The 22,321-nt window shown below is 64.1% G+C and carries 21 protein-coding genes and 1 tRNA gene; 5 read left to right on the forward strand and 17 right to left on the reverse strand.

The window, feature by feature from the left end:
• Positions 1 to 34 precede the first annotated feature (34 nt).
• A complete protein-coding gene (acnA, locus tag ACEWPL_RS03975; RefSeq protein WP_393933445.1) occupies positions 35 to 2,806 on the reverse strand; it encodes an aconitate hydratase AcnA in 2,772 nt (923 codons plus the stop codon).
• 387 nt (positions 2,807 to 3,193) lie between these two features.
• Between acnA and ACEWPL_RS03980 the strand changes: the two genes are divergently transcribed.
• The gene (locus tag ACEWPL_RS03980; RefSeq protein ID WP_393933447.1) at positions 3,194 to 3,895 is read left to right on the forward strand and encodes a DUF1223 domain-containing protein; all 702 of its coding nucleotides are present in this window, start codon (positions 3,194 to 3,196) and stop codon (positions 3,893 to 3,895) included.
• Here the strand turns inward: ACEWPL_RS03980 and ACEWPL_RS03985 are convergent.
• The 10 genes from ACEWPL_RS03985 to ACEWPL_RS04030 all read right to left on the reverse strand — a co-directional run bounded on the left by ACEWPL_RS03985 (position 3,884) and on the right by ACEWPL_RS04030 (position 14,314).
• On the reverse strand, positions 3,884 to 4,849 hold the full coding sequence (locus ACEWPL_RS03985) for a lysophospholipid acyltransferase family protein (RefSeq protein ID WP_393933449.1): 966 nt from the start codon (positions 4,847 to 4,849) through the stop codon (positions 3,884 to 3,886). The genes ACEWPL_RS03980 and ACEWPL_RS03985 overlap by 12 nt on opposite strands.
• A 95-nt stretch (positions 4,850 to 4,944) precedes the next feature.
• Entirely contained in the window at positions 4,945 to 6,012 is a 1,068-nt protein-coding gene (locus tag ACEWPL_RS03990) for a flagellar motor switch protein FliG (protein ID WP_393933451.1), read from the reverse strand.
• A gap of 203 nt (positions 6,013 to 6,215) precedes the next feature.
• Entirely contained in the window at positions 6,216 to 6,371 is a 156-nt protein-coding gene (locus ACEWPL_RS03995) for a hypothetical protein (RefSeq protein ID WP_393933453.1), read from the reverse strand.
• 89 nt (positions 6,372 to 6,460) lie between these two features.
• Positions 6,461 to 7,765, reverse strand: a complete 1,305-nt coding sequence (purB, locus tag ACEWPL_RS04000; RefSeq protein ID WP_393933455.1) for an adenylosuccinate lyase — start codon at positions 7,763 to 7,765, stop codon at positions 6,461 to 6,463.
• 86 nt (positions 7,766 to 7,851) lie between these two features.
• Positions 7,852 to 9,063 (reverse strand): bifunctional alpha/beta hydrolase/OsmC family protein, encoded by a 1,212-nt coding sequence (locus ACEWPL_RS04005; protein ID WP_393933457.1) that lies wholly within the window; start codon positions 9,061 to 9,063, stop codon positions 7,852 to 7,854.
• Between the two features lie 90 nt (positions 9,064 to 9,153).
• Positions 9,154 to 10,500 (reverse strand): dimethylsulfonioproprionate lyase DddP, encoded by a 1,347-nt coding sequence (gene dddP / locus ACEWPL_RS04010; RefSeq protein ID WP_393933459.1) that lies wholly within the window; start codon positions 10,498 to 10,500, stop codon positions 9,154 to 9,156.
• 97 nt (positions 10,501 to 10,597) lie between these two features.
• Positions 10,598 to 11,377: a hypothetical protein gene (locus ACEWPL_RS04015; protein WP_393933461.1), complete on the reverse strand. Its 780-nt coding sequence runs from the start codon at positions 11,375 to 11,377 to the stop codon at positions 10,598 to 10,600.
• A gap of 180 nt (positions 11,378 to 11,557) precedes the next feature.
• Positions 11,558 to 12,367 carry a lytic murein transglycosylase gene (locus ACEWPL_RS04020; RefSeq protein WP_393933463.1) on the reverse strand — a complete coding sequence of 270 codons (810 nt, stop codon included), beginning with the start codon at positions 12,365 to 12,367 and terminating at the stop codon, positions 11,558 to 11,560.
• Positions 12,368 to 12,516: 149 nt separating this feature from the next.
• Positions 12,517 to 13,923: a type I glutamate--ammonia ligase gene (gene glnA, locus ACEWPL_RS04025; protein ID WP_393933465.1), complete on the reverse strand. Its 1,407-nt coding sequence runs from the start codon at positions 13,921 to 13,923 to the stop codon at positions 12,517 to 12,519.
• Between the two features lie 52 nt (positions 13,924 to 13,975).
• On the reverse strand, positions 13,976 to 14,314 hold the full coding sequence (locus ACEWPL_RS04030) for a P-II family nitrogen regulator (RefSeq protein WP_393933467.1): 339 nt from the start codon (positions 14,312 to 14,314) through the stop codon (positions 13,976 to 13,978).
• A 174-nt stretch (positions 14,315 to 14,488) separates the two neighbouring features.
• Here ACEWPL_RS04030 and ACEWPL_RS04035 point away from each other — a divergent pair, with 174 nt between their 5' ends.
• Entirely contained in the window at positions 14,489 to 15,193 is a 705-nt protein-coding gene (locus ACEWPL_RS04035; protein WP_393933469.1) for an NAD(P)H-hydrate epimerase, read from the forward strand.
• Positions 15,194 to 15,214: 21 nt separating this feature from the next.
• Positions 15,215 to 16,075: an NAD(P)H-hydrate dehydratase gene (locus ACEWPL_RS04040; protein ID WP_393933471.1), complete on the forward strand. Its 861-nt coding sequence runs from the start codon at positions 15,215 to 15,217 to the stop codon at positions 16,073 to 16,075.
• A 9-nt stretch (positions 16,076 to 16,084) separates the two neighbouring features.
• Here the strand turns inward: ACEWPL_RS04040 and ACEWPL_RS04045 are convergent, their stop codons facing one another.
• Complete coding sequence (locus ACEWPL_RS04045; RefSeq protein ID WP_393933473.1) at positions 16,085 to 16,606, reverse strand: Hint domain-containing protein; 522 nt, start codon at positions 16,604 to 16,606, stop codon at positions 16,085 to 16,087.
• A gap of 176 nt (positions 16,607 to 16,782) precedes the next feature.
• Here ACEWPL_RS04045 and ACEWPL_RS04050 point away from each other — a divergent pair.
• A tRNA-Leu gene (locus ACEWPL_RS04050) sits at positions 16,783 to 16,866 on the forward strand.
• A 44-nt stretch (positions 16,867 to 16,910) separates the two neighbouring features.
• Here the strand turns inward: ACEWPL_RS04050 and arsB are convergent.
• The 3 genes from arsB to ACEWPL_RS04065 all read right to left on the reverse strand — a co-directional run bounded on the left by arsB (position 16,911) and on the right by ACEWPL_RS04065 (position 19,608).
• A complete protein-coding gene (gene arsB / locus ACEWPL_RS04055) occupies positions 16,911 to 17,978 on the reverse strand; it encodes an ACR3 family arsenite efflux transporter (RefSeq protein WP_393933475.1) in 1,068 nt (355 codons plus the stop codon).
• A gap of 54 nt (positions 17,979 to 18,032) precedes the next feature.
• Positions 18,033 to 18,365 (reverse strand): ArsR/SmtB family transcription factor, encoded by a 333-nt coding sequence (locus ACEWPL_RS04060; RefSeq protein ID WP_393933477.1) that lies wholly within the window; start codon positions 18,363 to 18,365, stop codon positions 18,033 to 18,035.
• Between the two features lie 109 nt (positions 18,366 to 18,474).
• Complete coding sequence (locus tag ACEWPL_RS04065) at positions 18,475 to 19,608, reverse strand: polysaccharide biosynthesis/export family protein (RefSeq protein WP_393933479.1); 1,134 nt, start codon at positions 19,606 to 19,608, stop codon at positions 18,475 to 18,477.
• Between the two features lie 249 nt (positions 19,609 to 19,857).
• Here ACEWPL_RS04065 and ACEWPL_RS04070 point away from each other — a divergent pair, with 249 nt between their 5' ends.
• Positions 19,858 to 20,835 (forward strand): NAD(P)H-dependent glycerol-3-phosphate dehydrogenase, encoded by a 978-nt coding sequence (locus tag ACEWPL_RS04070; protein ID WP_393933481.1) that lies wholly within the window; start codon positions 19,858 to 19,860, stop codon positions 20,833 to 20,835.
• Positions 20,836 to 20,839: 4 nt separating this feature from the next.
• Here the strand turns inward: ACEWPL_RS04070 and ACEWPL_RS04075 are convergent, their stop codons facing one another.
• On the reverse strand, positions 20,840 to 21,445 hold the full coding sequence (locus ACEWPL_RS04075; RefSeq protein WP_393933483.1) for a sugar transferase: 606 nt from the start codon (positions 21,443 to 21,445) through the stop codon (positions 20,840 to 20,842).
• Positions 21,442 to 22,287 (reverse strand): NAD-dependent epimerase/dehydratase family protein, encoded by an 846-nt coding sequence (locus ACEWPL_RS04080; RefSeq protein WP_393933485.1) that lies wholly within the window; start codon positions 22,285 to 22,287, stop codon positions 21,442 to 21,444. The genes ACEWPL_RS04075 and ACEWPL_RS04080 overlap by 4 nt, the downstream gene beginning before the upstream one ends.
• Positions 22,288 to 22,321 lie beyond the last annotated feature (34 nt).

Below are 22,321 nucleotides of genomic sequence, written 5' to 3' on the forward strand. Positions count from 1 at the left end.
CGCGGGCGTTTTCATGTCCGGTGTCAGGCGTCTATCAGGCGGATTTCGCCAGATCGCGCAGCACGTAGTTCAGCACGCCGCCATTCTCGACATATTCAATCTCGATGGCGGTATCGATCCGGCATTTCAGCATGATCTCTTTCTTGGTGCCGTCTTCCATGGTAATGGTGCAGGGCATCTCGGCCTGCGGTTTGACGTCCGCCAGCCCCTTGATCGTGACGGTTTCCTTGCCCGTCAGGCCCAGCGACTTGCGCGTGTCACCATTCGAGAACTCGAAAGGCACGACACCCATACCCACCAGGTTCGAGCGGTGGATACGCTCGAAATCCTCGGCGATGACGGCGCGCACACCCAGAAGGGCAGTGCCCTTGGCCGCCCAGTCGCGGCTGGAACCTGCGCCATATTGCTCGCCTGCGAAAATGACCAGCGGCGTGTCGTTCTTTTCATAGGCCATCGCCGCATCGAAGATCGACATCTGCTCGCCGTCCGGCCCAAGGGTGTATCCACCCTCGACATCGTCCAGCATCTCGTTGCGGATGCGGATATTGGCGAAGGTGCCGCGCATCATCACCTCGTGGTTGCCACGGCGGCTGCCATAAGAGTTGAATTCGCGCACCGGCACCTGACGCTCGCTCAGATACTGACCCGCAGGCGTCGATTCCTTGAAGCTACCTGCGGGGCTGATGTGGTCGGTCGTGACCATATCGCCGAGAAGGGCCAGAACACGCGCATCCTCGATATCCGAGATGTTGCCCGGATCCTTGGACATGTTCTGGAAATAGGGCGGGTTCTGCACGTAAGTCGATTCCGGCGGCCAGTCATAGGTCTCGCCTTCCGAGGTCTCAACTGCCTTCCACTTCTCGTCGCCGTCGAAGACGTCGGCGTATTTCTCCTGAAAGGCATCGCGCGTGACGGTGGCGTCGACGAGTTCGGCGATCTCGGCCTGGCTGGGCCAGATGTCCTTGAGATAGACATCCTTGCCATCCTTGTCCTTGCCCAGAGACGCAGTCGTGATGTCGACATTCATGTCTCCGACCAGCGCATAGGCCACCACCAAGGGCGGCGAGGCGAGGTAGTTGGCGCGCACATCGGGGCTGATGCGGCCCTCGAAGTTGCGGTTGCCCGACAGGACCGACACACCGATCAGGTCATTATCGTGGATGCATTTGCTGATCTTCGGGTCCAGCGGTCCCGAGTTGCCGATGCAGGTGGTGCAGCCATAGCCAACGAGGTTGAAGCCGATCTTATCCAGATCTTCCTGCAGACCGGCCTTCTCCAGATAGTAGGAGACCACTTGGCTGCCGGGCGCGAGCGAAGTTTTCACCCACGGCTTGCGGTTAAGGCCGCGCTCCGCGGCCTTGCGAGCAACGAGACCCGCACCGATCATGACATAAGGGTTCGAGGTATTGGTGCAGGAGGTGATCGATGCAATCACGATCGAGCCATCATGCATCTGGTACGCCTCGTCGCCGGTCACATAGCCACGCTTGTGACTGCCCTCGTCACCGGGAATGTCCTGCGGTTCGACATGGCCGCCTTCGGCCTCCCAGCGGCCCTCGGCGTTCTCGCTGCCGTCCTTGGCTTTGCGCTGCCCCTTGATATATTTGTGAAATTCGGTCGCAGCCTTGTCGAGGGCAATATAATCCTGCGGACGCTTGGGGCCGGAAATCGCGGGCACGATGGTGCCCATGTCGAGATGCAGCGTGTCGGTATAGACGGGCGCATAGTCTGCGTCGCGCCACAGGCCGTTTTCCTTGGCATAGGCCTCGACCAGCGCGATGCGGTCCTTGTCGCGGCCCGTCTGCGTGAGATAGCGTAGCGTCTCATCGTCGATCGGGAAGAAGCCGCAGGTCGCGCCATATTCCGGCGCCATGTTGGCGATGGTCGCGCGATCAGCCAGCGGCAAATTGTCGAGGCCCTTGCCGTAAAATTCGACGAACTTGTTGACCACGCCTTTTTCGCGCAGCATCTCGACCACTTTCAAAACAAGGTCTGTGCCCGTCGTGCCTTCGGTCATCTTGCCGGTCAGCTCAAAGCCGACGACTTCGGGGATCAGCATCGAGATGGGCTGGCCCAGCATGGCCGCCTCCGCCTCGATCCCGCCGACGCCCCAGCCCAGAACGGCAACGCCGTTGATCATCGTCGTGTGGCTGTCGGTGCCAACCAGCGTGTCGGGATAGGCTACCTCCTCGCCATTCTGGTCCTTATCGGTCCAGACGGTCTGCGCCAGGTATTCAAGGTTCACTTGGTGACAGATACCGGTGCCGGGGGGCACGACGCGGAAATTGTTGAACGCGCCCTGACCCCACTTCAGAAACTGGTAGCGCTCCATGTTGCGCTCATACTCGCGATCCACGTTCATCTGGAAGGCGCGGGGGTTACCGAACTCGTCGATCATGACCGAGTGGTCGATGACCAGATCGACAGGGTTCAACGGGTTGATCTGCTGTGCCTTGCCGCCGAGGGCGACGATCCCGTCGCGCATCGCGGCCAGATCGACGACAGCGGGAACGCCGGTGAAGTCCTGCATCAGCACGCGGGCGGGGCGGTATGCGATCTCGCGCGGGTTCTTGCCACCCTTGGTAGCCCATTCCGAGAATGCCTTGATGTCATCCTGCGTGACGGTCTTGCCATCCTCGAAGCGCAGCATGTTTTCCAGCACCACTTTGAGCGCGGCGGGCAGACGGGTGAAATCCCCAAGGCCCGCCTCTTCGGCGGCCTTGATCGAATAGTAAGCGACGGTTTGGTCCCCTGATTTCAGGGTCTTGCGCGTCTTGGCGGAATCATGTCCCACATTGATTGGCATCAGGCTATCCTTTCGGGTCATCAGAACGTTGGATGCACGGCGCGGCGGGCGGCGTGCGGAAATTGCGTGCATCATGGCCGCGGGCCAGAGCCTTGTACATCGGTGGGCCTACCGGACAAACGCCGCACAGGGCCAAATCGTTGCACTTGGGCATCGTCGGCGCCAGTCCATGCTGGCGCGGCGGGGCGATCCCCTGTGGTTCTGGCGCATTTGAAAACGGCGATCAAGTGGGCATCGCGATTTTTGTATACTATTGCACACCGAAGCCCGCGTCCAGTGCCCTCTGCACGTTCTGCGGGTGCCCCTCTGACGAAACGTTGATTGGTGTTTCATCGGCGTGCAGCATAGGTTCCGGCAGCAATCGGACATGTCCGGCGGAGGGCCTTGATGCGCAAAATCTTCTCGTATGTCGCCGCGGCCGCGATCTCGGGCCTGCCCGGTCTGGCGCAGGCCGATGCCAAGGGGCCGGTGCTGGTCGAGCTTTTCACATCGCAAGCCTGCGCGACTTGCCCCGGCGCAGATGCCTTCCTGCATGAGCTCGCCGAGCGCGAAGACGTGGTCGCCCTGTCGCTACACGTGGACTACTGGGACTATATTTACGACGATCTCTTCGGCAAACCCGCGCATACCAAGCGGCAATATGGCTATGCCGCCGCCGCAGGGCGCGACATGGTCTACACCCCGCAGATGGTGATCGGAGGGGTAGAGGGCGTGGTCGGCAACCGGCCCAAGGATGTGAACGAGATCATCGACCGCCATCTAGAGGCACCGCGTGCCGTGTCGTTGACGCTGTCGCATAGTGACGGGCAGATGACCATTTCCGCGACGGCGGATAACGGGTTTGACGCACCGCTGATCGTCCAGATTGCCCGGTTCATCCCGCAGCAGAGCGTCTCGATAGACCATGGCGAGAATGCAGGCCACACTTATTCCTACGTCAATATCGTGACGGATCTGACCGAGTTGGGGCAGTGGGATCCGGTGCAGCCTCTGTCGCTGACAATAGAGGCGGCGGAGGATACCAACATCGCCGTCATCCTCCAGCGCCCCGGCCACGGCAAGGTCGAGGCCGCCGCGCTATTGCGGTAGGTTTCCACCGCCCTGCATCTCGGCCATGCGCTCCGCGCCCCGATCGGCCATATCGCCGGTGCCATCCTTCCAGCGCCGGTGAATCCAGAACCACTGATCCATATGCTCCCGCACCTGGCGTTCCAGCCGGGTGTTGAACTCGCGGGTCATCTCGACAGGGTCGCCGGGCGTGACCGGTTCTTCGACATGGATATCGAAATCGAGGCCGTTCTCACGCCTGATGCCCCAGACCGGCACAAGCGGCGCGTCGAATTTCAACGCCAGCTCGGCAGTGACCAGAGATGTCAGCGCAGGCTGGCCGAAGAAATCCAGCGGCACACCGCCATGTGCGTTGAGGTCATTGAGGATGGCCAGAACGCCGCCGCTGCGCAGATGCTTGGTCATCTGCACCATGCCGCGCCGTCCCTGCTCGAACATCGGCTGGCTGAGCGATCCCATCGCTTCGGTGTAATGCACGTTGAAATAGCGGTTTTTCATTGGTCGGTAGAACACGCCCATCTCGAAACCCTGCTGCACCATCGCGACACGGGCCGCGTTGAAACTGCCCAGATGGCCGGTGACGAAGATTACGGGGCGTCCGTCCTTGCGCGCCTGCTGGATCGCGGGCAGGCCGGGGCCGGTGACGGGCGAATGGCGCGCGCGGGCGGAGAATTCGGCGGCCGAGAACATCTCCATCATGTTGCGGCCCGCGTTGTCCGGCACGCTGCGCACAAGGCGGCGCACATCCGCCTCCGGCAGGTCGGGGCGCGCCAGTGCAAGGTTCTCGCGCACCCGCGCCGAGTATCCCGCCAGGGGGGCCACGATCCGCGAGGTCATCCATCCCAGAGCGGGAATGCGCCACCGATAGGGCATGAGGCCCGCCAGACCGATCAGCGCGAGCAGCACCAGATTGACCACATATTCGCCAGCGCGCTGCGCCAATGGGTCTTTGCTCGGAGTGTTTTCGGTGCTCATGGGTGGCCTCGCCGCGTGGATCGGGTTGGGCAGACATAAAGCGCGGCCCAGATGATCACAAGGCACGAGGCGGTTTCGCAGGATACAGCGCACCTCTATTCGTCCTCTCCCTCGGGCTGAACCAGCGCGATCTCACCCGCGGCCTGCAGGCGGCGGATGCCGTTGACGACCTCTGTCATCGCCTCCTCCCCCTCCTTGGTCTTGACGCGGCCCAACTCCTCCATCTCCTCGCGGATGGCATCGGCGAGGCGCCGTGACATGTTGCCGAGAATGAATTCGGCCACGTCGCCCAGATCGCCCGCCACTGCTGCGGCGAGCGCGGTGACCAGAACGGATTGATCGACCTCGCGCGCGACCTTGGGCACGTCGGCCTCCGCCACGCGCGCCGGAATGTTGGCAAAGGTAAAGATCGCGCGCCGCACCTGCTCGGCAAAGGCCTGATCCTCGGCGTCGAGGCCCGTCAGCACGTCATCACGCAACGTCGAGGAGGTCGAATTCAGGATCGCGCCGATCCGGCTGGCGGGCCCTTCGTCAAAGGCGGTTTCGGGGATGTCGTTCAGCTGGGCGGCCAGTGACAGACCGATGCGGTCGACCGCGCCCGGGGTCACGGCATCGGTCTGCGAGACGGCGAAGGTGACGCGCCGCGCCGTGTCTCCGGGCAGGCGGCTGAGCAGATCGGCGGCGCGCGCCACGTCCAGCTTGGACAGCATGACGGCCGCGACCTCGGTGCTTTCGGCGAGGATGATGGGAACAAGATCCTCGATATTCGCGGCGCGCACCTGCTCCCACGGATCGCCGAACTGGCGCACGCCCGCCTCCTTGCGCAGTCGGGCGGCGGTTTGCGGGCTGATGCGCCCGTCAAGTGCCGTCAATGCACCGGCAACGCCGTGCGGAAAAGTCAGGCCCATCGCCTCAAGCTCGCCGGCGAACTCGGTCACAACCGACAGAAGGGTCGCGCGGTCGACATAGCGCATCGAGCCCATCTGCGCGGTCAGCGTGCCTTGCAGCGCATCGGGTAGATCTGACAGGCGCACATCCGCCCCCTCATTGAGCAGGAATCGCACGATGATCGCCGCCTTTTGTCGCCGTGTCAGCCGCGCGGCAGTAGGCGCGCGCGGCGGCGAGGGCGGCGCGATGCGGGCAAGCGGTGTGGGTTGGCTCATGTTGGTCCTCGTGCAGATCCCGTCCGGGAGATGCAGTCAATCTAGACCGGCAAGGGTGAACAAATGTCTAAAACGCAAACGCACCGGCGCGGTTCGCGTCCGATGCGTTGGGATCAATTCACAGCTAGCGAGTACCCCCCGGCGCTGATCCGCGGGAGACCCCATAGCGGCCCGCCAGATGAGCGAGCCGCAAGGGCAGCCTGTCAGCTGCTGATAGGCAGGCAGGCCTTGGCGTCCGCGTCATAGGCGGTGCCGGCGGCGCAGGTCATGGCTTGCGTGCTTTTGTCGTGGTTACAGCCCTCTGCCAGCGACAATGTGGGCGCCAGCGTCAGGACGAGTGCGATTCCGAAAGTCTTCATGGACGTGCCTCCTGTGAATGGGTGACGCGAGGGTAACTTCATTCCCCTTGCGCCACCTAATCACTTTTTCGCAGGCCCGCCGCTTGGCCTCAGTCCTTGAAGACGCGGGCGAAGATCGTGTCGACATGCTTGGTGTGGTAGCCAAGGTCGAACTTTTCCTCGATTCCGTCCTTGCCGAGGGCCGCGACCACCTCTTCGTCGGCCAGAAGCTCGGCCTTGAAATCGGTGCGCTCTTCCCAGACCTTGAGGGCGTTGCGCTGCACCATCGCATAAGCGTCCTCGCGGCTGACACCGGCCTGCGTGAGGGCCAAAAGAACCCGCTGGCTCATCACGAGGCCGGGAAATTTGTTCATGTTGGCCAGCATGTTGTCGGGATAGATGATCATCTTGTCGACGACGCCCGCCAGCCGCGACAGCGCGAAATCAAGCGTGATCGTCGCATCCGGGCCGATCATCCGCTCGACCGAGGAATGCGAGATGTCGCGCTCGTGCCAAAGGGCGACGTTCTCCATCGCGGGCACCACGGCCGAGCGAACCATGCGCGCGAGGCCGGTGAGGTTCTCGGTCAGCACGGGGTTCTTCTTGTGCGGCATGGCAGAGGAGCCTTTTTGCCCCATCGAAAAGAACTCGGCGCCTTCAAGCACTTCGGTGCGCTGCATATGGCGGATCTCGATCGCGACGTTTTCAATGCTGCTGGCGATCACGCCCAGCGTGGCAAAGAAGGCGGCGTGGCGATCGCGCGGGATCACCTGCGTGCTGATCGGCTCAGGCACAAGGCCCAGCTCCTTGCAGACATGCTCTTCGACGGCCGGATCGATATTGGCGAAAGTGCCGACCGCGCCCGAGATGGCGCCTGTCGCGATCTCTTTGCGCGCGGTCTGCAGGCGCTCCAGGTTGCGGTCCATCTCGGCGTAAAAGCGCGCGAAGGTCAGGCCCATCGTGGTTGGCTCGGCATGGATGCCGTGGCTGCGGCCGACGCGCACCGTGTCCTTGTGCTCAAGCGCGCGGCGCTTGAGTGCGGCCAGAAGCGCCTTCATATCCTCGATCAGGATGTCGCTGGCGCGGACCAGTTGCACGTTGAAGCAGGTATCGAGCACGTCCGAGGAGGTCATGCCCTGGTGCACGAAACGCGCCTCGTCGCTGCCCACATGCTCGGCCAGATGGGTGAGGAAGGCGATCACGTCATGTTTGGTGACGGCCTCGATCTCGTCGATGCGGGCGACGTCGAATTCCACGTCCTTGGCTTTCCAGACGGCCTCCGCATTCTCGCGCGGGATCACGCCCAGATCGGCCATCGCGTCACAAGCATGGGCCTCAATCTCGTACCAGATGCGGAATTTCGTCTCGGGCGACCAGATGGCGACCATTTCGGGGCGGGAATAACGGGGAATCATCGGCGTGGCCTCGGAGTTGAATGGCGGTTGCGCGGGTTTAGCCCGCGCGCGCCCTGATGCCAAGGCGCGGGGGCCTAGCCCGCCCATCAGCCTTCCCGCGTCACGATTTCGGATGTCGCCTCGAGCGTGCGGTGCACCGGGCATTTATCGGCGATCTCGAGCAGGCGGGTGCGTTGGTCGTCCGTCAGATCACCTTCGAGAAAGACAGTGCGGATGAAGCGATCGACCTTCGCGGGTGAGGCGCCGCTGGCATCCTGCGCGTGCACCTTGTCGTGGCACACATCAACGCGCACATGGCTAAGCGGCCATTCCTTGCGCCGCGCATACATGCGGATCGTCATCGACGTGCAGGCGCCGAGACCCGCCGAGAGGAAGCCATAGGGCGACATGCCGCGATCGGTGCCGCCATAAGCCAGCGGTTCGTCCGCGACGGCGTGATGGCGGGGGCCCGAATTGACGTCCTGCAAGAACCCATCGGGGTCCGCCTCGCTGACCCGCACGATGCCCTCGGGCGCGCCGGGGGGCGGGGCAGGCGGGCGCAGGTCCAGATAACGCGCGGCCCAAGCCGCGATCACCTCGGCGGCGTATTCGGCATCGTCCGGCCGGGTGATGAGATGATCGGCCTTGCAGAGGGTCACAAAGCTTTTGGGATGGCGCGCGGCGCGGAAGATCTCGGCGGCGTTGTCGATGCCGACCACGGCATCGAGCGGCGCATGCATGATCAGCAGCGCCTTCTTCAGCTTGGCGATGTCGGGGGCGAGGGCGGCGGCGCTGACATCCTCGACGAAATCGCGCCCTATGCGGATGGGCCGTCCGCCCAGATCCACCTCGGCGCTGCCATCCGCCTCGATCCGGTCCAGCGCGCCGGCGAAGTTGTGCATGACATGACCCGGATCGAAGGGCGCGCCGATCGTCACCACGGCCCGGGCCGAGGGCAGGCGCCCCGCCACACGCAAGACTGCCGCCCCGCCCAGCGAGTGCCCGATCAGCAGGCTGGGCGCCATGCCGCGCGCCTCAAGCGCCTGCGCGGCCAGCGCCAGATCCTCGACATTCGAGCTGAAGGTGGTGTTCTCGAATTCGCCTTCCGAATGGCCCAGCCCAGTGAAGTCGAACCGCAACACGGCGATGCCCGCCCCCGCCAGCCGCGCGGCGATGCGGCGGGCGGCGGGAATATCCTTGGAGCAGGTAAAGCAATGCGCAAAAAGCGCCGTGGCCAGATGCGGCCCATCCGGCACATCCAGGCGCGCGGCGAGTTCGGCCCCGTCATGGCCGGTGAATGTAAGACGTGTCGTGGGCATCGGCGCGGTCCTCTTGGCTGGCAGGACAACAGTAGGCATGCGCGCGCCAGCTTGCACCCTTCGTGGATCATTTGTCACGGCAAGGTGAGTTTATGACAGCCCGCCCGTCAGCGCCGGATCGAAGGGGTAGCGCGTGAGGTTCTCAAAGCCGTCCTCGGTGATCAGCACCTGGTCTTCCAGCTTGATCGAAAAATCGCCCCCCTCGGGACTGATCAGCGCCTCGACGCAGAGGGTCATGCCGGGCTCGAGCGGGTAGTCGAAGGCACCGGGGACCGCCTGATGGGGATAGGCGACCAGCGGCCATTCATCGCAAAGGCCGACGCCGTGCATCAGACAGCCATACTTACCGCGCTGATACTGCGGCGCGAGGCGATGGGCGCGCGCGGTGATCTCGGGGATGGTGATGCCGGGGCGCAGAAGATCCATGTTGTGCCTGATATGCTCGATCCCGTGCAGCATGGCGTCGATCATGTCGGGGCGGGGCTTTGCGTCGCCGATCCACCACGTGCGGCTGATATCGACGCAGATTCCGTAGCTGCCGATGAGGTCGGTGTCGAAGGCGACGATCTCGCCCTCCTGCACGATGCGCCCGCCGCATTCCTGAAACCACGGGTTGGTGCGCGGCCCCGAGGTCAGCAGGCGCGTTTCGATCCATTCGCCGCCCCGGCGGATATTCTCTGCATGCAGGACGGCCCAGATATCATCCTCGGACATGTTGCCACCGGGCACGCCCGCACGGGCAGCATCCTCCATCGCCTTCACGGCTACCTCACAAGCATGCGACGCGCAGCGCATCGCGCGGATTTCGTCCGGGCCCTTGATGGCGCGGCATTTCTCGGTCAACTCCTCGCCCGGGATCACTTCGATCCCTTGCGCCTCCAGCGCGCGCAGCCCGTGCAGCATGATCTTGTCGACTGCGAGTCGGATATTGCCCGGCGCATGCTCGGCCAGCAGATGGCGCACCTCGTTGGAGAAGACATCGGCCGCCACGTCCACCTTGTCGCCCCGGTCGAAATAGAAGAGGTCCGCACCGCTGCGCTGCTCGGCTACCAGCGGGTTGAACTCGCTGAGGAAGGGCGAGTTCTTGTAGTCCCAGATTACCATGTAGCCATCGGCGCAAAGCAGCACGGCGCGGAAGGGGTTATGCGTGTTCCAAAGCTGCATGTTGGTGCTGTCGGTGGCGTAGCGGATGTTGAGCGGATCGAACATCAGGACGCCGGCATAGCCGCGCTCTACCACATGCCGCGTCAGCCGGTCCCAGCGATAGCGGCGCATTTCTTGCAGATCAGGCAGCTTCAGTCCGGCCTCGGTCCATTCGGCATAAGCCAGACGCGTCGGCCCGATCTCGACCCGGTCCTGATCGTTGGGGGTGTTGTCGCCCAATCGCGCGCCGCGCGTGGGGTCAATCTTGCGCGTGTCGCGGTAGTGCAGGTTCATGGTGCTGGCTCCGGCAGGGTGCAGGGCTAGCGTGACTCGGGGGAAGCGCCGGTGTCGCCTTTGTTTCCGACGCAGGCCCGCCGCATACGCGCGAAAATCAGGTGAAGGGCAGCGAATCCTCGCGCAGGAGGTTGTAGACGAACAGCGCGGCGCCGATGCTGGGCACATGCAGCATCATCGACAGGCTGAAGGTGTAAAGCGTCAGGTGCATCGGCAGGCTGATGGCCTGCTCGGGATCGATCTCGGTTAATATCTGGCGTATCCGGGCCATGCGGTCCTGTTCGTCGTCGCCCTCGTGCGCGGCCTCCTGCTGAGGCGGCTCGTCCAGCGCCGTCGAGACTAGGTGGCCCGCCTGCAAACGGGCCGGTTTTTTCCTGGCTCTGGGCCGCGTGGGTGTCTCATGGGCGTCGCGGTGGGCATGCAGGATATGGGGTGACCAGCTGGCGCGCGTCTTCGACAGGTCTTCACCGTGGTTTACAAGGGGTTCCACGGGGGCCGGAACGATGGGCGCGTCGGTGCTCAGCACGGCTTCGGTCATGTAGTCGATCAGATCGGAATCGATCTGGCGATCCACGTCGCAGCGGAACACGCTGTCCGTCGGAAACCGGGCCTCGGCATGTTTGAGAACCCTGTTCGCCATCGCGCTCATGGCTGCGTCATCGGGAACCGGGCCGGTGGCCTCGGGCGATGGCCCGACCACCATGATCAGATACCAGTTCTTCTTGCGCAGGCCCGGCGCGACCCAGCCAAGGGCGACGCGGATAGGTCCGCGATCAAAGATCGCAATATCATCGCCGTCCCGTGTCAAATGGCTCTGGCCACCACCTGTGCGTGTCAGCTTCCTGTCGAACTCTCCGACAAGAGACTCAAAACTCATGGGAGGGCGGCTGGCAAACTCGAAGGCTGCAGCAGTTCCTGCATATTGCCGTCGCATAATCTCTCCTGATCCTGAAGATTGTTCACGTAATCAGATGGCGCTGCAATCTGGGGGATATTTAGATAAAATTGTGTCTACTATGTGAAATACTCGCTTAGGGAGAGTGGCGCCGGACACGCGTCAGCGTCCGACCTGTTCTGCGGCATAGGCGATGGCGCGTTGGTAATTGCCGGAATCGTTCCATGCGGAAAGGACGCGAAAATTGCCGGTGCCCTCACCGAAGGGCTGACCGGCGCGCCAGCCGTTGGCGTGCAGCATGTTGGCGGCGGTGGCCAGCGCATCGGCCGCCGAATAGGGATCGGCGCGGCCATTGCCATCGGCGTCCACTGCGTATTGCAGCCAATTGCCCGCCAGAAACTGCATATGTCCCAACTCGCCCGAGGGCCCGCCCTGCGTGCTTGCAGTGATCACGCCGCGATCCACTAGCTGCAGCGCGGCAATGGCATGCGGGACAAACCGTGGATAGCGACGGCAGTAGGATGAAAGGGTTACGGCGCCGCTGACGATGGGGGTGCGTCCCATATAGCCGCCCCAACTGGTCTCCAGCCCCCAGATCGTGGCGAGGATGCTGCCGGGCACGCCAAAGCGTTGTTCGATCGCTGCGAAGGTGTTGGGATTGCGTGCGATGCTGTTGCGCACCTGCGCGATGAAATTGGCGGCCGAGCTGCCCGAGCGCTTGGCCAGGAATTGCGCTGGATCGCTCTGCAGCGTGCCAGTCTGGCTGGACGGCTGCGATTCGAACCGCCATGTGATGCCCGATAGCCCCGCCTGCGCCAACGCCTGCTGGCCGCGCTGGGTCACGCCCTGCGCGGCGGCGGTCTGCATGAGCGATTGTTTGTACTGATTGAAGGCCCCCTGGTTTGTGATGCATTGGCTGGCCGCAGGGGCGGCGGCGAGAGCGGCGAGAAGCGAGAGGGCGATGAGGCGCATGATGGTCCCGAAGCTGGTTGAAATCTGACAATAGCCTAACGGGCGCGCGCGCTGCTGCCTAGCCCGGCCTTGACACGGCCAACGCCCGCCGAACGAAGAAGGGCGCCCGGTCAGGGCGCCCACGGGTAGATTTGGTGATCCAGTTTGGATCAGCAGCTGTAGTAGAGGCCGAACTCCACCGGGTGCGGTGTCATTTCGTATTTCAGAACTTCTTCCATTTTCAGGTCGATATAACCCTGCACCTGATCGCGGGTGAACACGTCGCCGGCCAGCAGGTAGTCCATGTCGCCCTGCAATTCGGTCACCGCTTCGCGCAGGCTGCCGCAGACGGTAGGGATGCCTTCCAGCTCTTCGGCGGGCAGGTCATAAAGGTTCTTGTCCATCGCCTCGCCGGGATCGATCTTGTTCTTGATGCCGTCAAGGCCGGCCATCAGAAGCGCCGCAAACGCCAGATAGGGGTTCGCCGCCGGATCGGGGAAGCGGGCCTCGACGCGCTTGGCCTTGGGGCTCTCGGTCCACGGAATACGCACACAGCCCGAGCGGTTGCGCGCGGAATAGGCCCGCAGCACGGGCGCCTCAAATCCGGGCACCAGACGCTTGTAACTGTTGGTGGTCGGGTTGGTGAACGCGTTCAACGACTTGGCATGCTTGAGGATGCCGCCGATGTACCACAGCGCTTCCTGGCTGAGATCAGCATATTTGTCCCCCGCGAAAAGCGGCTTGCCGTCCTTCCAGATCGACATGTTGACATGCATCCCTGACCCGTTGTCGCCATAGATCGGCTTGGGCATGAAGGTCGCCGATTTGCCATAGGCTTGCGCGACGTTGTGGATGACGTATTTGTATTTCTGGATCTCGTCCGCCTGCTCGGTCAGCGTTCCAAAGATCAGGCCCAACTCGTGCTGGCAGGACGCCACTTCGTGGTGATGCTTGTCCACCTTCATGCCGAGGCGTTTCATGGTGCTCAGCATCTCGGCGCGGATATCATGCGCATCGTCGGTCGGGTTGGTCGGGAAATAGCCGCCCTTGAGGCCCGGACGGTGGCCCATGTTGCCCATCTCGTACTCGGTATCGGTGTTCCACGAGCCGTCCTGCGCGTCGACCTCGTAGGACACCTTGTTGACGGTGTTCGAGTAGCGCACGTTGTCAAAGAGGAAGAACTCGGCCTCGGGACCCATATAGGCCACGTCGCCGATGCCGGAGGACTTGAGATATGCCTCGGCCTTCTCGGCGGTGCCGCGCGGGTCGCGCTCGTAGGATTCGCCGGTATCCGGCTCGACGATCGAGCAATGCACGCAGATCGTCTTTTCGGCATAGAAGGGGTCGATATAGGCGCTGTCGGTGTCCAGCATCAGCTTCATGTCCGACGCTTCGATCGATTTCCAGCCCGCGATGGACGAGCCGTCGAACATGAAGCCTTCCTCGATGAAGTCCTCGTCGACCAGATCGGCCACGATGGTCACGTGCTGCAGGCGGCCGCGCGTGTCGGTAAAGCGGATGTCGACATATTCGACACCCTCGTCCTTGATGGTCTTGAGCAGATCAGATGCGCTCATATCTTAGTCCTCCGCTTGGAAATTCTCAGGGGGTATGGTGTTGGGGTGATGGTCAGAGTGCATCCGAGCCGGTCTCGCCGGTGCGGATGCGGATGGCCTGTTCGACCGGGCTGACAAAGATCTTGCCGTCGCCGATCTTGTCGGTCTTGGCGGCCTCGATGATCGCCTCGATGGCGCCATCGACCTGATCGTCATCCAGTACGACGTCGATTTTCACCTTGGGCAGGAAATCGACGACATATTCGGCGCCGCGATAGAGTTCAGTGTGACCCTTCTGGCGGCCAAAGCCCTTGACCTCGATGACGCTGAGGCCTTGAATCCCGGCGTCCTGCAGGGCTTCTTTCACCTCGTCCAGCTTGAAGGGTTTTATGATCGCCTCGATCTTTTTCATCGCCGGAACTCCTTGGGCAGCGTGTGTTCGCGCCCGTCAAATCATGCGGGCATGCAAGGCTCAATGGCGCGCCGGCGCACCACTACCGTCGCGGCGGAGATTGACGCGGATGTGCTTAATAAAGTGGCTGCATGATGAAAAAATAGGCACAACTGAAATCGCGAGAGTCGCGTCATGACCCAGGCGCTTACAGCCGCGCAGATGCGTGCGATCGAGCAGGCGGCGATTCTCTCCGGTGCGGTGACGGGGCGCACACTGATGGAGCGCGCCGGGCACGGCGTGGTCGAGGCGGTGCTCGCCAAATGGCCTGCGCTGTCAACGGGCGCGCACCGTGCGGTGGTGCTCTGCGGGCCGGGCAACAATGGCGGCGACGGCTTTGTCGTGGCGCGCCTCTTGCAGGGCAGGGGTTGGGATGTCGAGGTGTTTCTCTATGGCGATCCAGCGCGGCTGCCACCCGACGCGCGTGCAAATTATGACCTATGGGCGGCGGGTAATCCCGTACGCGGATTGACCAATAGCGCCCTTCGTCTTTCGGACCCAGCTGATCTTTACGTCGATGCGATCCTCGGTACAGGCCTTGCCCGTCCGGTCACGGGCGATCTGGCCGATACCTTGCGCTATCTCGCCGGGCAGGGCGGCGATCGGTCACAATTTGGGCCGCGCCTTGTCGCCGTCGACATTCCGTCTGGCCTCGGCAGTGACGACGGGCGCATACCGGGGATCGGACGCACGGGCATCGCGCCGCCATGCCCGTTTTGCGCGCTGACCGTTACCTTTCATGCGCCCAAGCGCGGTCACTTTATGGCCCAAGGTCCGGACCATTGCGGTGCGTTGGTGGTCAAGGATATCGGCCTGCCCCATGATCCTTCTACTTGCTGAATGACACCCCCGGAGGCCGCCATGCATCACGTCCCACGTCAGATCACCCGCTCCGCCGCGCGCGTCGAGAGCCTGCGCAAATCGGGCGGTGCGCATAAATACGACCATGGTCACGCGCTGGTTCTGACAGGCGGGCCGGGGGCGACGGGTGCGGCGCGGCTGGCGGCACGGGCGGCGCTAAGGATCGGCGCCGGGCTGGTCACTCTGGGCGTGCCGCCAGCCGCGCAGCTGGAGGTGGCGGCGCATGAGACGGCGGTGATGCTGCAGCGTATCGGGGATGGTGATGCGCTGGCCGCCGCGCTGGAGGATGCGCGGATCAACGCGCTTTGCCTTGGGCCCGGTCTGGGGATTGATCGCGCCGCGCCGCTCTTGCGCGCGATGGGATCAGCCCAGCCGCGAGGGGCGGTGATCGATGCCGATGCGCTGACCGCCTTGGCCAAGGATCCGGCGCTGATGGATGTGCTGCATGACCGCTGCGTCCTGACCCCGCATCAAGGTGAGTTTGCCCGGCTCTTCCCTGATCTCGACGTTCCGAGCGATGATCTGGAGGCGCGGGTGCAGGGCGTTCGTGCGGCCGCCGCGCGGGCAGGCTGCACCGTTCTGCTCAAGGGGGCGGATACGCTGATTGCCGCGCCGGGCGGCGCGTGCAGCCTGCACTCGGCGTTCGGGGACCGCGCTGCGCCGTGGCTGGCTACCGCGGGCGCGGGCGATGTTCTGGCCGGACTCATCACGGGCCTCCTTGCGCGCGGCCACGTCCCGATGCAGGCGGCCGAGACTGCCTCTTGGCTGCATGTGGAGGCGGCCCGCACTCATGGGCCGGGCCTGATCGCCGAGGATCTACCCGAGGCGTTGCCGCGGGTTCTACGCGCGCTTGGGGTCTAGGCGCGGCCCTCAGGCCGCGTCATGGGTACCCGTGCGCTCTGCCGGATGCGCGGCCGGTTGCTGCGCCGGGGCGACCAGCTCCAGCCCGTCGGCATAGATCACATGAGGCGTCTCGAAGCGCAATTCATGCAGGGTCATGGTCGCCACCCCTTCGGAGGTGATGAATTCTCCGTCGATCAACGCATGGGCCGGCGCCGCGACCTGCCGCAACCCAAAGAGCGCCTTGGCGCGCCAATCCCGCACCAATACCTGTTGCCCCTCGGGAAGAACGACATCGCGGTCGGGGCGTGTGTCGCCCAGTGATCCGGCCAGGATGCGCACCGCGCGCACCCGCATGATATGCCTGTGTGCCGCGACCAGCACCGCCGCACCACTGTCGCGGGTGATGATCCGGTCGCCCGGTACCAGATGCTCGACCGGTATTTCGCCGTCGAGTGTTAGAATGATACTGCCGGATAGCACTCCGGCAGGCTCCAAAGGGGCCTCAAGGGTCATTTGCCCGTGATCGCGCCCGGCCGTTTTCGGCGTCATGGCGTATGTCCGTTTTTTTATTATCTGCTCGTTATTGGAAACAGATTATCCCAAGATCCGGTAAATGTCGCCTGTTTTCATTGCTCCAGCGCAACCTGTGGCCATTTTCCCCCTCGCATCGCGCTGCGCGCTGCGCTAGATGGGATTGGCGCTGCGCCTTCGGGCGTTGCGCATGTGCGGGTGTGGCGGAACTGGTAGACGCACCAGATTTAGGTTCTGGCGCCTTTGGCGTGGGGGTTCGAGTCCCTTCACCCGCACCATTCACCTCATGTTTGAGAGGGTCCGCAGAGATGCGGATGCGCAGTTAGCGCGCGTCGGGTCCGGCGGGAAACCAGTGTCTTGTCCGGTTCGCGAAGGCCACCAGCGACAGCATCACCGGCACCTCCACCAGCACGCCGACCACGGTCGCCAGCGCGGCCCCCGAGCCGAGGCCGAAAAGGCTGATGGCGACGGCGACTGCCAGCTCGAAGAAGTTTGACGTGCCGATCAGCGCGCAGGGGGCGGCCACGTTGAACGGGATGCCCCAGGCGCGCGCCGCGCCATAGGCCAGAAAGAAGATGCCGTAGGACTGGATCAAGAGCGGCACGGCAATCAGCGCGATCACCAGGGGGCGGTTCAGGATCACTTCGCCCTGAAACCCGAAGAGAAGCACGACCGTCACCAGAAGGCCGAGGATCGAGAAGGGCTGCACGCGCGCCTTGAACGCATCGACGGCTGCCTCGCCGCCTCGGGCAACCAGCCGCTTGCGCGTGAGATACCCCGCCACCAGCGGCAGCATGACATAAAGTCCTACCGACAGCAGCAGCGTATCCCAAGGCACGGTGATGTCCGTAACGCCCAGCAGGAAGGCGACGATGGGCGCAAAGGCAAAGACCATGACAACGTCGTTCACGCTGACCTGAACCAGCGTATAGGTGGCATCCCCGCGCGTCAGGTTCGACCACACAAAGACCATCGCCGTGCACGGCGCCGCGCCCAACAGGATCACGCCGGCCAGATAGGCCTGCGCGTCATCCGGCGGGATCAGCCCGGCAAAGACATGCTCGAAGAAGAGTACCCCCAGGGCGGCCATCGTGAAGGGCTTGATCAGCCAGTTGACGACCAGCGTCACGGCAAGGCCCTTGGGCTTGTCCCCCACCTTCCTCAGTGCGCCAAAATCGACGCCCACCATCATGGGATAGACCATTGCCCAGATCAGCACCGCCACCGGCAGGTTGACCGAAGCGACCTCAAGCGAGGCGAGAAAGCCGAAGACCCCGGGAAGAAGATTGCCCAACAGGAGCCCCGCCCCAATGGCCAGTGCGACCCAGACCGACAGCCAGCGCTCGAAGGGGCCGAGGCCTGCGGCGGCGGGGAGGGGGCTGTCCGTCATGGTGAGGTCTCGCATCTTGTCATGGGGCGGCCTTCAGGCGGCCTTGTGGCCGGTTCAGCATGGGCAGTCCAGCGCGTCGATGGCCGGTTGGCACAACTCGGGGTGGCCGCCGCAGCAATCCTCCATCAGGAAGCCGAGAAGGCCGCGCATCCCCTCCATATCCGCAAAATAGCGGATGCTGCGCCCCTCGCGCTCGTTCCGGATCAGGCCTGCGCGGGCCAGAATGGCCAGGTTCGTGGACATGGTGTTTTGCCGCACGTCCAGCGCTTCGCTGATCTCTCCCGCTGACATGCCGGGCTTGCCCGCCGTGATCAGCAGCCGAACCACGTCGAGGCGGGTCGATTGGCTAAGCGCGGCAAGCGCGTCGAGGGCATCTGCTTTGTCCATATATCAGGAATTATAGATATATGGATTTAAGTCAAGCCACCACAGCTAGACGCGTCAGATCAGCCCATGGAACGAGGCGGCACCTGCGCCGGTGCCGCCGCCCGAAGGATCAGTAATTGTCAATATTGCTGGCAACGCCGAAGGCGGACCCGACCAGGCCAAGGATCGTACGGACCGAGGTGATGGTGGATTCGGTGGCCAGAACCGTATCCTCGGGCTGCACCAGAAAATTCCGCGCGGCAAAGAGGCCATCTGCACTGGTCATGTCGAAGGCAAAGATCACCTGCGGCTTCTCTGGCCCGCTGCCATCAGCGCGCAAGGCCTTTTGCGCATAGTCGCGCAGCACCAGCACGCCTTTGGGGTTGGCGCGGCTGTCGGACAGACCGCCGATCAGGGACATCGCCTCGAGTACGGTGACTTCCTCCTGCGGGAAGCGGATCAGTTCTTCGGATCCGGTGGCGCCGAGGGCGGTGAAATAGCGCTGATCCTCCTGCACGACTACGTTGTCGCCGCCGCGCAGCGTGATGTTGTAGGATGCATCCGCGAACAGCCGCTCGGAGCGGATGCTGTAGGTGGTGCCGCCCCGTTGCAGCTGGACCAGCGGATTGCGCAATGCGGGTGCGATGCCGCCGCCCTGGGCGATCAGGCTGAGGATCTTGTAATTGCGGTCTGGCATGGGGTAGCTCCCCGGCTTGGCGACGCCCGAGACCAGATCGACGGCGTTGTTCGGTCCCGGCTGCAGCTCCAACTGGACCTGCGCCGAGGGCACGATGGAATTCAGGCGGTTCTGCAACTGGCGGCGCGCCTGCGCGGGCGTCTGGCCATTGATGGCCACCTCGTCCAGATAGGGAACAAAGATCGACCCCGAGGGCGAGCCTTTCAGGCCGGTCATCTGCACGGATTTGGCATCCGCCTGAGTGAGCAGCGAGTTTTCCTGATTGTCCCATATCGCGAGGTTCACTGTATCGCCTGCGCGTATGATCGCGCTTTGCGGACCGCGGCTGGCGGTGGGCCAGCTGTAGTGGGAATTGGTGCCGGTGGCGGGCCATTGCGCGACCGCCGCGGCATTGACGCGGCTGACGCGCACCACTTGGTAGGTCGGGCTGGCGGCCCTTTCTTCCTTGATGATTTCCGAGGTGAGCGCGGCCCCGCGCGGCAGGCCGCAGGCGGGCAGGGACACGAGAACAAGGCCAAGGGCGGTCCATTTCAGGCCGTTGGTAATGGTCTTGGTCGTTCGGCCCACGCGTCTCGTCCCCCCGGTCGATTCCTGAGCGCCATTGGCAGCGGCGCCACCTCATCTACATGTCGCCTAGCGCATGAGACAACCTAAAATCGCCTCGGGATAGCGCCGGGCAAGCGGGTCGGCGCCGCTTGAACGCGCGCCGCGGCAGGCGAGAGGCCAATCACGCGAATTGCCCATGGTTCGGCCTGGCGGGGCGCGTTAGGCTGGTGTGAAGCAAACGGCATTTGGCAGGACGGCAAGCGAGGCGAGATGAAACAAAAGACGGTCATTGTCGGCGGCGGCGCCTGGGGCACGGCACTGGCCTGCACGTCGCTGCGGGCGGGGCGGGATACGGCGCTGCTCTGCCGCGACCCCGAGATGGCGCGCGCGTTGTCTGAGGACGGCAAGAACCCGCGCTACCTGCCCGGCATCACCCTGCCCGAGCGGATTGCGGCGGGCACCGACCCGGCAATTTTGCAGGACGCGGATATCGTGATCCTCGCCATTCCCGCGCAGCGCCTGCGCGGCGCGCTGCCGGCGCTGGCACCGCATCTTGCGCCCGGCGCGGTCCTTGTGAACACGGCCAAGGGCATCGAGGTGGCGACGGGCCTGCGCCTCAGCCGGGTCATTGCCAAGATCTGTCCCGATCACGCACAGGCGGTCCTGTCGGGGCCCAGCTTTGCCACCGATGTGGCGGTGGGCAAGCCGACAGCCGTGACGCTGGCTGCGGGCAGCGAGGAGGCGGCGCTGGATCTGTGCCGCGCACTCAGCTCGGACGCGTTTCGCGCCTATGCCAGCGCCGACATGGCGGGCGTCGAGACGGGCGGCGCGCTCAAGAACGTCTATGCCATCGCGGCCGGTGTCGTGATTGGCATGGATTACGGTGAGAGTGCCAAGGCCGCGCTGATCACGCGCGCATTCGTCGAATTGCGCCGCCTTGGGGCAGCGATGGGCGGGCGGCCGCAGACCTATATGGGCCTGTCGGGCTTTGGCGATCTGATGCTCAGTTGCGCCTCGGCGCAGTCGCGCAATTTCGGCTATGGCATGGCGCTGGGCCGGGGCGAGGATCTGGAGGGGCGACCCTTGGCCGAGGGCGCTGCAACCGTGCAGATTGCTGGGCGCATCGCGTCGGAGGCGGGCATCGACGCGCCGATCCAGCACATGACGCGCCAGTTGCTGGCGGGCGAGGTGACACCGCAGAACGCGATGCAGGCGCTGCTGACGCGGCCCATCAAGGAAGAGTTCTGAGCGGCTATCGCAGCCGCTTGAACACCGTTTTCAGCATGATTTCCCAGTCGTAGCAGAAGGACCGATTGCGCTGATAGATGAGGTCGATCCGCGCCTTGCGGGGCACGCAGCGGGCGGCATAGACGCGATCCGTCTCCTCTGCGCCGGTGCAGCGTGACAGCAGGTATTCCTCGTGCTGATGAAAATAAAGCGTGGCGAGGCCGGTGATGCCGGGCCGCGATTTCAGCACCTCGACATAGATGTCCGGGAACCGCTCGACATAGGTGCGCAGGGGCGGGCGCGGGCCGACAAGGCTGATATCGCCCTTCAGCACGTTCAGGATCTGCGGCAGCTCGTCCAGCCGCTTGGCGCGCAGCATCTTGCCCGTGCGCGTCAGCCGCGCCGCCTTGTCGCCGCCGGAGACGCCGCTGTCACGCTCGACGATGGTCATGGTGCGGAACTTGATCAGGCCGAAGGACTTGGTGGGCGTCTTCATCCGCTCGGCCACGTAAAAGATGGGCCGCCCGTCGCGGATGAGGATCAGCGCGGCCACCCATAGCGTGAGAGGCAAGAGGACCGTGCCCAGCACGATGGCCGAGATGAAGTCGAAAAAGCGTTTGAAGGGCGTCATGGCGCATCCCTCAGTTGCTGCCATTCAGCCACCATATGTGGGGTCGAGGATGCCTCGGGTTCGAACCGGTGCAGTGCGCTCAGTGCGCCGCAATCGAGCGTGATGGTCTGCACGGCACCGGGCGGCGCTTGCCGCATCCTGTAGGGCGTGCCCGATGCGTCCAGCAACGCCTGCATCGCGACAGGCCGGGGCGCGCCGATATTGAGTGTCTCCGGCAGGGCCGGCCCGAGATGCAAAAGCGTTTCCAACACGCGGGCCAGTGTCGCGGGGTCAATATAGCTGCGCCGCGGGCCTTGGCCATCGGCGAACCGGTCCAAAATCAGCGGGGCTGCATCGCTGGCGCGCGCGGCGTTCAGCATCAGCGCATCCGCGCCGAGGACGTTGCCGATGCGCAGGGCGCAGACAGGCGGCGCGGCGCCACGCACGGCCCTTTCGGCCTCCAGCTTGGCCGCGCCATAGGGGCTGGTGGGGGTGGGGCGGTCGTCCTCCGTGCAGGGGCGGTTCAGCGCCGTGCCATAGACCGCCGAGCTGGAGGCGAGCAGCATATGCGCCGCGCCCATCCGGGCCGCTGCCGCATGGCATATCCGCGCGACGGCAGCGTTCTGCCCCATGTCCGCGCCGGGGGCGGGGGTGGCACCTGCCAGCACCAGCAGCCGGTCAAATGGGCCATGCGCGGCCAGCGCCTCGGCGCCGTCTTCGGCGGACCACGTCACGTCGCCGCCCTGCCGCGCCTGTTGGATCAGTGTCAGCCCGCGCGGCGGGTTCGCGCGCCAGTGATGGCGCAGCATCCGGCCCACGCGGCCCGTGCTGCCGACCACCAAGACTTTCAGATTGTCTGCCACATGCGCCTCGTCAAAATTTCGCGCGCATCCTAAC

It is taken from the genome of Roseovarius roseus, assembly GCF_043355935.2.
Taxonomy (GTDB): domain Bacteria; phylum Pseudomonadota; class Alphaproteobacteria; order Rhodobacterales; family Rhodobacteraceae; genus Roseovarius; species Roseovarius roseus.

Excerpts from the sequence above, each read along its gene's own strand:
- glnA (WP_393933465.1), bottom strand. The coding sequence starts at position 13,923 with ATGAGCGCATCTGATCTGCTCAAGACCATCAAGGACGAGGGTGTCGAA.
- dddP (WP_393933459.1), bottom strand. The coding sequence starts at position 10,500 with ATGAACCTGCACTACCGCGACACGCGCAAGATTGACCCCACGCGCGGC.
- ACEWPL_RS04045 (WP_393933473.1), bottom strand. The coding sequence starts at position 16,606 with ATGACGCCGAAAACGGCCGGGCGCGATCACGGGCAAATGACCCTTGAG.
- ACEWPL_RS04015 (WP_393933461.1), bottom strand. The coding sequence starts at position 11,377 with ATGAGTTTTGAGTCTCTTGTCGGAGAGTTCGACAGGAAGCTGACACGC.
- ACEWPL_RS03995 (WP_393933453.1), bottom strand. The coding sequence starts at position 6,371 with ATGAAGACTTTCGGAATCGCACTCGTCCTGACGCTGGCGCCCACATTG.
- ACEWPL_RS04040 (WP_393933471.1), top strand. The coding sequence starts at position 15,215 with ATGCATCACGTCCCACGTCAGATCACCCGCTCCGCCGCGCGCGTCGAG.
- ACEWPL_RS04035 (WP_393933469.1), top strand. The coding sequence starts at position 14,489 with ATGACCCAGGCGCTTACAGCCGCGCAGATGCGTGCGATCGAGCAGGCG.
- ACEWPL_RS03980 (WP_393933447.1), top strand. The coding sequence starts at position 3,194 with ATGCGCAAAATCTTCTCGTATGTCGCCGCGGCCGCGATCTCGGGCCTG.
- ACEWPL_RS04075 (WP_393933483.1), bottom strand. The coding sequence starts at position 21,445 with ATGACGCCCTTCAAACGCTTTTTCGACTTCATCTCGGCCATCGTGCTG.
- arsB (WP_393933475.1), bottom strand. The coding sequence starts at position 17,978 with ATGACGGACAGCCCCCTCCCCGCCGCCGCAGGCCTCGGCCCCTTCGAG.
- ACEWPL_RS04070 (WP_393933481.1), top strand. The coding sequence starts at position 19,858 with ATGAAACAAAAGACGGTCATTGTCGGCGGCGGCGCCTGGGGCACGGCA.
- ACEWPL_RS03985 (WP_393933449.1), bottom strand. The coding sequence starts at position 4,849 with ATGAGCACCGAAAACACTCCGAGCAAAGACCCATTGGCGCAGCGCGCT.
- ACEWPL_RS04005 (WP_393933457.1), bottom strand. The coding sequence starts at position 9,063 with ATGCCCACGACACGTCTTACATTCACCGGCCATGACGGGGCCGAACTC.
- acnA (WP_393933445.1), bottom strand. The coding sequence starts at position 2,806 with ATGCCAATCAATGTGGGACATGATTCCGCCAAGACGCGCAAGACCCTG.
- ACEWPL_RS04030 (WP_393933467.1), bottom strand. The coding sequence starts at position 14,314 with ATGAAAAAGATCGAGGCGATCATAAAACCCTTCAAGCTGGACGAGGTG.
- purB (WP_393933455.1), bottom strand. The coding sequence starts at position 7,765 with ATGATTCCCCGTTATTCCCGCCCCGAAATGGTCGCCATCTGGTCGCCC.
- ACEWPL_RS04020 (WP_393933463.1), bottom strand. The coding sequence starts at position 12,367 with ATGCGCCTCATCGCCCTCTCGCTTCTCGCCGCTCTCGCCGCCGCCCCT.
- ACEWPL_RS03990 (WP_393933451.1), bottom strand. The coding sequence starts at position 6,012 with ATGAGCCAACCCACACCGCTTGCCCGCATCGCGCCGCCCTCGCCGCCG.
- ACEWPL_RS04060 (WP_393933477.1), bottom strand. The coding sequence starts at position 18,365 with ATGGACAAAGCAGATGCCCTCGACGCGCTTGCCGCGCTTAGCCAATCG.